Origin of the sequence: Sulfurihydrogenibium sp. (assembly GCF_027448985.1) — a bacterium.
Lineage (GTDB): Bacteria > Aquificota > Aquificia > Aquificales > Hydrogenothermaceae > Sulfurihydrogenibium.
Window position 1 is genome coordinate 1 of sequence record NZ_DAIDMN010000066.1, and the last position, 7,852, is coordinate 7,852.

Genomic DNA, 7,852 nt, shown 5'->3' on the forward strand with positions numbered 1-7,852 from the left:
TTATGAGCAAGATACATATAAAAATCTTTTGGTCTATTGAGATTATCAAGTTTAATCTCAAAACCCGCATTTAGCGTTAGTATTGTTCTTATTATCCATTCGGGATGAGCAGGACAACCACTTATATTTATAACTGGGTAGCCAGATTTTGTTTTAAAATCTTTATCAAAAAAAGCTATATTTTCTTTAAATCTAAACTGTAACCCAGATACTTCTTCATCATTTAAAGCTGGAAAATTTCCAAAAACCGCACAATTACCTATAGCAATTATGAAGTTTGATTTATCTTTTAAATCATTTAATAAATCAAACACATCTATCCCTTGAAAAAAGACCTTTCCTTTTCTTAACCCTATTGAACCTTCCACTATTAAAAAATCAAGTTCTTTCTTTTGTAATTTTATGTCATTAAGTATCTCCACAAAATTTTTTTCTACCGTTAAGGTAGGATGGTAAAGAATATCTATATTATTTAAAAAAGACTCAAAGAAAGTCTCCTCTGCTGATAAAAAGGAATGGGAATTTCCGTTACAGGTAAGACCCTGAATCCATAAAAGGTTTTTCAATTTTTTTTCAATGCTTGCCAAATATTTTCTCCTATCTCTTTTGCATACTCTATTGGACGTTTGGGTAAAACATTTTCACCTTTTAAAAATATTAAACCTCCCAACGGACCCATAACTGTAACAAATGCGGCAAAAAAATCTTGCTGTTTTAAATCACCTTTTCTTGCTCCTTCTTCTAAAAATAACATCAACTCTGTAACTACATCACTAACACATAAAAATCCTTCACATCCTTCTTTAAATATTTCTCTGTTCGAAAGAAAAACCCTTAAAAAGTATTCTATTAACTCTGATCTTTCCTCAGCTATTTCAATAAATCTTTTTACTAATAAAATTATTTTATCTTTCGTTGATATATTCATCTCTGATATTTTTCTTATTTCTTCCCCAAGTATTCTTGATGAATATTGCATTATATATTTCGCTAATTCTTCTTTTGATTCAAAATAATTGTAAAAATTACCAACGCTCATTCCAAGAGCTTGGGCTATATCTGGAATAGTTGTGTTGTAAAAACCTTTTTCTGAAAAAAGTTTTAAAGCAACATTTACAATCTCTTCTTTTCTTCTTTTCCTTATTTGTTTTCTTAACAACATCTACCTCATCGTCTCTTTTTTTAACTCTATATATTTTATCCATTTTTCTAATCCTTCACCAGTTTTAGAAGAGACAAAAAGAAGGTCTGTTTTTGGATTTATCTTTCTGATTTCTTTTCTTAAATTATCTATATTAAAATCAAAGTAAGGTAATAAATCTGATTTTGTTATTAAAACAATATCAGCACTTCTAAACATTATCGGATATTTTGCAGGTTTATCATCTCCTTCCGGAACAGATAATAAAACAACATTTATATGGGTTCCTATATCATAGGAAGCAGGACAGACGAGATTACCAACATTTTCAACAAATACTATATCAAGGTCTGAAAGTGGTAGATGGTGTATCCCATCATGAACCATAAAAGCATCCAAATGGCATGCTTGACCGGTTGTAATTTGATAAGCTGGAACACCTTTTGCTTTTATTCTTTCTGCATCTTTATTTGTTTCTAAATCTCCTTCTATAACACCTATCCTATACTTATCTTTTAATAAATCAATAGTCTTTTCTAATAAGGTTGTTTTTCCTGAACCTGGAGAACTCATAAGGTTAAAAGATAAAATTCCATACTCTTCAAAATGTTCTCTATTGCTTTGAGCTTGTTTATCGTTTGCGCCAAGAATTTTTGTAATCACTTCTACTGTTTTTTTATCCTCTATAACCGGATTGGATAAACGATGGTCATGATGATGAGAGTGTTCATGTTTTGTAATAGAACATCCACAATCTTTACACATAGTTTTAACCTCCTTAAAGTTTAATGTTAGCTGTTTTTATTAATTTTGCAAATTTAACACCGTTTAATCCGGATATATTATTTGAAACATCTATGATTTCCTGAGGCTTTCCTTTAATAATAATAACTTCTAAGCAGTTATAATGGTCCAAATGTATATGAGTTGAGCATAAAACATTCAAATAATGGTTATGCTGAATGTCTATCATCTTTTGGGTAAGTTCTCTTTTGTGATGGTCATAAACAATTGTTAAAATTCCGATAACGTCATCTTTTTCTTCCGTCCATTCTTCATTCACAGAAATTTCCCTTAACAGGTCTCTTATAAACTCTGACCTCGATGAGTAATTGTTTTTTAAAACTTGATTATCTAAAAAATTTGCAAGTTCTTTTGGTATAGAAAGAGAGATTCTTACTATTGAGTCTTTCATGAAAACCTCCTAATCCCAGTCATGTACATGATAATGTACATGATGAATACCATTATGTCTATGCTTATGGATATGAACAAGGTTTGCCTTAATGAGTAAATCTTTATCTTTTAAAAAATCCTCTACTTTTCCATCATAAAGTACTCTATGATTTTCTCCTAATACTACCGTTCTATCTGCAAGTTCTCCTGCCATGCTAAGGTTATGGGTTGTTATTATCATTGTTATACTTAATTCGTTGAGAAAATCTATCAACCATCCTGTTGTTTTAGGGTCAAGGTTAGAAGTGGGCTCATCTAAAAGTAATACCTTTGGTTCTATTGCTAAAATGGAGGCTAAACATACCTTTTGTTTTTCTCCTCCACTTAAATCGAAAGGAGATTTGTTAAGGTATTTACTAATTCCAAAAATATCAGCCCAGTAATTAACTCTTTCATCTATTTTATCAAAATCAAACTGTTTAAGACCAAACGCTATTTCATCATAAACTGTTGGATTGAAAATCATTATATCCGGATTTTGAAAAAGCATAGCAACGTTTTTTCTAAAAAATTTATTAAATACTTTATCTTTTAACTTTTTTTCTGTAATCTCTTGACCTTCGTAATAGTATCTCCCATCAGATGGAAAAATTAGTCCATTAACTATTTTAAGTAATGTTGATTTTCCTACTCCATTTATTCCTAAAAGGACTATTTTTTCATTTTCTTTGACAGAAAAAGTTATTTTATCTAAAATAATTTTTCCATCATTTTTATAAGTTATATCTTTTAATTCAATCATTAAAAAAACCTCTTGATTTCATTGCCAACGATATTTCTTTCGCATTCTTAAAAGATTTTTCAAAAAATAAAGCTGTTAAATGTCCGTATATTTGCAAATAATCTCTGAATGATAATTGTTTTACTACTCTACTTTTCATGAATAACTGCCACTCTTCAAACAATTTTTTGTAGTTCAAAATTTGACCATACGATAATATTAAAACATAATTTAAATCTTTTGAAAATGACAAAGCTTTAAAAAGATTTATTTTAGAGAATACAAAGAATGAAAGATAGTTGAGAGTAAAAACTCTTAAATTTATTAAAATTAAATAGTCAACATTAAGGTTGTTTTGTATTATGCCGAATATGCAGTACAAAACTGAGACTGACCCGGTAAAAAAGATAGTAGAAAGAATTACTTTCTTTGAAATTTTTATTATATTTTTAAATGATATCAAAAAAAGTACTATTATTATAGTCAAAAGAATTATAGGATTATGTATTATAGATATTAAAATTACGGATATGAAATACCCTAATAAAAAGTATTTATCCATAAGGAAACAACCTTTTTTTCTTAAGAATTTTATAAGCGATTGCTGTATAAAAACCTTCAATAAATCCAGCAAAAATGTGTGGTATAACTAAAGCGGATAGTGTAATATTCAGTCCGAAAGGAAAGTATAAAGGATTACAATTATCGTCGTGAGCAATAATCGGCTGAATACCTAAGACAACTGCAATTAAAAAAGCAGATATATTTATGGATAGCCAGCCGGAAAAGAAAGCAGATATATCTTCTTTTAAGAATCTATTTAAAACTTTAAAGGTTATAGCAGATGCAATACTACCAAAGAAAGCTATCGCAAGACTATTGATAGGGAAAGATGTTATTCCTCCTTCTCCAAACAAAACAGCTTGTAAAAATAAAATCAAAGATACAGAAAAAAAACTTATCCAGTATCCGAAAACAATAGACAGCAAGGCAACACCTGTTATATGAACAGATGTTCCGCCTAAAACAGGAAATGTAATAGACATCAATATAAAAGATAAAGCAGAAAGAACAGAAAGTAAAGGAAGAGTATCTTCGTTAAGCTTATATTTTAAGCTTTTTAAGCTGTAGGTCAAAAGTCCTATATCTACAATATAAGCCGGAATGTAAACTGAGGGAGCTATAAATCCATCCGGTACATGCATAAATTACCTCCTACACTTAAATAAAGATATAATTCCGATTATCCCCAATATCAAACCCACTCCAATGAACGTTTTTTCGTATCGTTTAAATAAACTTTCTTGAGTTGTAATATCAAGCGATTGGTCTATTTTTATTTTTACATTTGTTCCATGTCCGTCCTCAGAATATACTTTTACAATCCACTGTCCTTCTTTATCCGGAATAAAAACAACCCTCCCCAATGCATCGGTCCTTCCTGTTTGAAATGGTATTTTTTCCCCTTCCCTATAAATTTCAAAACTTTCATAAGAAAATTTGGAACCATCCGGAAAATAAAATGATATTAAAACAATGTTATTATTAAATTTTTTTAAAGAATACTGTAAATCATGAGCTTGTGCAAAGTTCATTAAAAACAAAATAACTAAAAATAAATAAGCCATATTATTTTACCTCAAAATTAAGAGTATCCCTTAGCATAGACATTTATTCCTTTCATAAACATCTATACCTTTAGGTTAAGGAACTATGGTTAGCAAAATAAACATTGCTAACCAGTAAGCTCCGCGCCTTACTCCTGAGGCACTTATACCTTCTTGTTGTGGTACAAATCCATCAAACACGTACATAATCTCCTCTTTCAAAATAGCGTAGATATTGTAAGTACAAACCTGTAACGCTCTTTACCTTCTCCTCCTTGTTGCTGACTCTCTTCGTTAAGATTTTTCCAAACGGGAACTTTTATACCAGCACCTATGGATATATTTTTGTAGTAAAGCCTTGTGCCAACTACCCCGTAAAGTATCTTGCCGCCACTACCTTCAAGTTTTACACTGTCTTCTTTGTCCCTTTGATTGTATTGAAAGTTAGTCTCCAAAAGAGCGTCTGCACGGAACTTCTTTTCCACATTCGTATAGAATCTGTAGGCTAATGCGGTGTTAAGCCTAAACTCATCACCAAACTTGTACTTCTTTCTGGGAGAGTCTGGTGCTTCCTTAAAGTTATAAGTATGCTCAAAAAACTTTATGTATTTAGCATCAAAAACAAAAGTTAGTTTTGGAAAGCTGATTAACTGCTTAGTAGCGGTAAATCCCAGGGTTATGGCAGGCTTTCCAAAACCTGTGGACATATCAGGCTCAAACTCACCCTTTGGGTCTCTTGTCCTGTCGTACTTGTTAGGGTTGCCAGTAGGAAGTGATACACCTCCGTACACGGTAAAGTGCCAGTCCATGAGGTCATCAAGGCTCTCCTTCTTGGGAACAAGCTTAAAGCCCTTGTCGTACTTAAAACCCAGAACAGCCATGAGGGATATGTCCGCAAAGTCCGAGTTGGTGTAAGAGTACTGCCCTTGCGTAGGGCCGCCGTTTATGGATTTGAGTTCCTTCTTTACATAGTAAGGCACAAAGAGGTATAGGGAAAGCCACGGCTTTACGCCGTAGCCTATACCGTACATCCAGAAGTCGTAACTATCTTTCTGGTCTGGGAAGTCCTGAAAGGAGTACTTTTTCCACTTTACATGGTCAAGTTTTGCGTAAAAGAGCCAACTACCCTCAGGTAAGGTTGCGGAGCTTGAAGTTTCCAGAGGTGCACCAGGACCTTCAAGACCGGCAGCACCCAATGCAGCAACACCGTGATGGGCAAAAGAAAAACCACTTAGCAAAAGTACACTTACAAGAACTTTCTTAACCATGATATCCCCCTTATGTTAAGTTCTAACTAGCAATACAAGAAGTAATGTAAGGAACAATATCACTTTACCTCAAAGGACAGGATAGCGGTTTTTATTACATAATCAGCTTTTACGCCATCAGCCTTTTCTTTTATAGATGTACTTATAAGCTGAAGTCCATTCTTTCTTATCCTTACATTTATCCTTCCCTCGTTGTCAGTAGTACCAATAGTATGTTCATCATAGGCTACTGCTATATCTTTTAACGGCTTTCCTTTATAGTAAACCACGAGAGTTAATTTATCTCCTACTTTCGTTCTTAAAGGATCTTCTAAAGAAACTATCTCAATATCCTGCGTTAAAGGTTTTTTCAAATCTTCTGACCAATTATCTATCCTTTTTACGCTTTCATAAGATAGCCAAGATTCTAAAGCTCCTTGGACTTCATCTTTTGGAAGGTTTTTAAGACCGTTTATGGTTTTGGTCCAGAAGCCAGAGGAAAATAAAGCTAGTACTACACTACAAGAACCTTTGAGTTTGGCAGGGTAAGATTCTTCAAACTTTTTCCGTATAACCTTTCCATCAGACCTTAGGCATTCAAACTCTAACACATTTTCAGGATTGTACTTTATAAACCTCTCTTCATTTTGAGTGGGATGAAGATGTCCGTAGTAAAGTATATACTGACTATCTTCTTTTTCTATCCAAAGGTCATGAGAAAAACAAAAACCAAAGGGGATTAAAAAAGAAATTAATAGCTTTTTCACTCTATCTCTCCTTTGATAATAAGTATTTAAAATTATTAATATTATATTAATGAACATTTATTCATTTGTCAACATTAAAAAGCTGTAATTTTTTGTTAACATTTATTTTGTATAATAGTGTTTTGATTAGTTTTTATAGGGGTTAAGATGAAAAAGTATTTGATAGGGGTGTTGATTTCTTTTACGGTTTCTTTTAGTCAAACACTGAAATTTGAAGAAGGTTTGAATGTTTTTATCAATAATAACTACGATATATTAACTCAGAAAAACGAGATAGAAAAAGCCAAAGCTGACATAATCACAGCTAAACTTCGTCCTAATCCAGTTTTTACTTCGAATTTTACATACTACAACATAAGGAATCTAATGGACCGTTCTAACACTCAAAATTCATTCCGGATAGACCAAGAAATAGAAACCGCAAATAAAAGAGGATTAAGAATTAAACTATCTGAAAAAATGCTTCAGTACACACAACTAAATTTCAAGGCTTCTTTAAAAGACTACATAAACAATTATCTTAACGCTTACACACAACTTATTTACGATAAACTAGAATTGGAAAACTCAAAAAGTAATTTACAAGATTATCAAAAAATTTTAGAAATAGCAAAAATTCAGTATGAAAAAGGGTTTTTGTCAGCTTTAGATTATGAGAAGTTGAAACTAAGTATGTTGGATTATCAGAAAGATTATTACAGTAATTTAGAAAACTTTAATAAAGACAAAGAGTATTTGAGATTTTTAATAAATTATGATTTTGATGATATAGAAATTCCAGATATAAAACATGATAGTAAAGAGTTTGATATAAATCAAGTAATAAACAAAGCTTTGGAAAATAGATATGACATAAAAAGTAGTAAAACATACATCGAAGCATCCCAAGTTCAGATAGACCTCAATAAAGCTATGGCTATTCCAAATATTACAGTAGGTTTAGAGTTTGATGGATTGGCAGAGAAATACAATTTTATAGGAATAGGTTTTAGTATTCCTATTCCTATTTTTGACAGAAATCAAGGAGAGATTTTAAAATCAAAAATAAATTTGATTCAACCCTAATTTCCAATTCGAAAAAAAGATGAAATAAAAAACCTCCAGTGGTATCATAAAGTAAAACTACCACTGGA

General features: G+C 31.5%; 10 protein-coding genes and 1 pseudogene. 1 reads left to right on the forward strand and 10 read right to left on the reverse strand.

Annotated features, from left to right (window positions below; translation table 11 throughout):
- From NE054_RS06155 to NE054_RS06200, 10 genes and pseudogenes are all read right to left on the reverse strand, one after another.
- A pseudogene (locus NE054_RS06155) lies at nt 1-587 on the reverse strand (Ni/Fe hydrogenase); the annotation flags it as partial.
- Entirely contained in the window at nt 563-1,159 is a 597-nt protein-coding gene (locus NE054_RS06160) for a TetR/AcrR family transcriptional regulator (protein WP_297889857.1), read from the reverse strand. The pseudogene NE054_RS06155 and the gene NE054_RS06160, both read right to left, overlap by 25 nt.
- Before the next feature lie 3 nt (nt 1,160-1,162).
- Nucleotides 1,163-1,906, reverse strand: coding sequence for a hydrogenase nickel incorporation protein HypB (gene hypB, locus NE054_RS06165; protein WP_297889859.1), 744 nt, complete (start codon nt 1,904-1,906; stop codon nt 1,163-1,165).
- Between the two features lie 13 nt (nt 1,907-1,919).
- Nucleotides 1,920-2,336, reverse strand: a complete 417-nt coding sequence (gene nikR / locus NE054_RS06170) for a nickel-responsive transcriptional regulator NikR (protein ID WP_297889861.1) — start codon at nt 2,334-2,336, stop codon at nt 1,920-1,922.
- Between the two features lie 9 nt (nt 2,337-2,345).
- Nucleotides 2,346-3,119, reverse strand: coding sequence for an ABC transporter ATP-binding protein (locus tag NE054_RS06175; protein WP_297889863.1), 774 nt, complete (start codon nt 3,117-3,119; stop codon nt 2,346-2,348).
- Entirely contained in the window at nt 3,112-3,258 is a 147-nt protein-coding gene (locus NE054_RS06180; RefSeq protein ID WP_297889865.1) for a CbiQ family ECF transporter T component, read from the reverse strand. The genes NE054_RS06175 and NE054_RS06180 overlap by 8 nt, the downstream gene beginning before the upstream one ends.
- Before the next feature lie 394 nt (nt 3,259-3,652).
- Nucleotides 3,653-4,303, reverse strand: a complete 651-nt coding sequence (locus NE054_RS06185; protein WP_297889866.1) for an energy-coupling factor ABC transporter permease — start codon at nt 4,301-4,303, stop codon at nt 3,653-3,655.
- 3 nt (nt 4,304-4,306) lie between these two features.
- Entirely contained in the window at nt 4,307-4,726 is a 420-nt protein-coding gene (locus tag NE054_RS06190) for a hypothetical protein (protein ID WP_297889868.1), read from the reverse strand.
- Between the two features lie 197 nt (nt 4,727-4,923).
- Nucleotides 4,924-5,973, reverse strand: a complete 1,050-nt coding sequence (locus NE054_RS06195) for a transporter (RefSeq protein WP_297889870.1) — start codon at nt 5,971-5,973, stop codon at nt 4,924-4,926.
- A gap of 59 nt (nt 5,974-6,032) precedes the next feature.
- Entirely contained in the window at nt 6,033-6,719 is a 687-nt protein-coding gene (locus NE054_RS06200) for a DUF4198 domain-containing protein (protein ID WP_297889872.1), read from the reverse strand.
- A gap of 147 nt (nt 6,720-6,866) precedes the next feature.
- On the opposite strand from NE054_RS06200, the gene NE054_RS06205 reads away from it, so the two are divergent.
- On the forward strand, nt 6,867-7,784 hold the full coding sequence (locus tag NE054_RS06205) for a TolC family protein (RefSeq protein WP_297889874.1): 918 nt from the start codon (nt 6,867-6,869) through the stop codon (nt 7,782-7,784).
- Nucleotides 7,785-7,852 lie beyond the last annotated feature (68 nt).

What these genes read in the sequence shown, in the direction of transcription:
- NE054_RS06190 (WP_297889868.1), bottom strand. Translation starts at nt 4,726, where the DNA reads ATGGCTTATTTATTTTTAGTTATTTTGTTTTTAATGAACTTTGCACAA.
- nikR (WP_297889861.1), bottom strand. Translation starts at nt 2,336, where the DNA reads ATGAAAGACTCAATAGTAAGAATCTCTCTTTCTATACCAAAAGAACTT.
- NE054_RS06205 (WP_297889874.1), top strand. Translation starts at nt 6,867, where the DNA reads ATGAAAAAGTATTTGATAGGGGTGTTGATTTCTTTTACGGTTTCTTTT.
- NE054_RS06180 (WP_297889865.1), bottom strand. Translation starts at nt 3,258, where the DNA reads ATGAAAAGTAGAGTAGTAAAACAATTATCATTCAGAGATTATTTGCAA.
- hypB (WP_297889859.1), bottom strand. Translation starts at nt 1,906, where the DNA reads ATGTGTAAAGATTGTGGATGTTCTATTACAAAACATGAACACTCTCAT.
- NE054_RS06195 (WP_297889870.1), bottom strand. Translation starts at nt 5,973, where the DNA reads ATGGTTAAGAAAGTTCTTGTAAGTGTACTTTTGCTAAGTGGTTTTTCT.
- NE054_RS06185 (WP_297889866.1), bottom strand. Translation starts at nt 4,303, where the DNA reads ATGCATGTACCGGATGGATTTATAGCTCCCTCAGTTTACATTCCGGCT.
- NE054_RS06175 (WP_297889863.1), bottom strand. Translation starts at nt 3,119, where the DNA reads ATGATTGAATTAAAAGATATAACTTATAAAAATGATGGAAAAATTATT.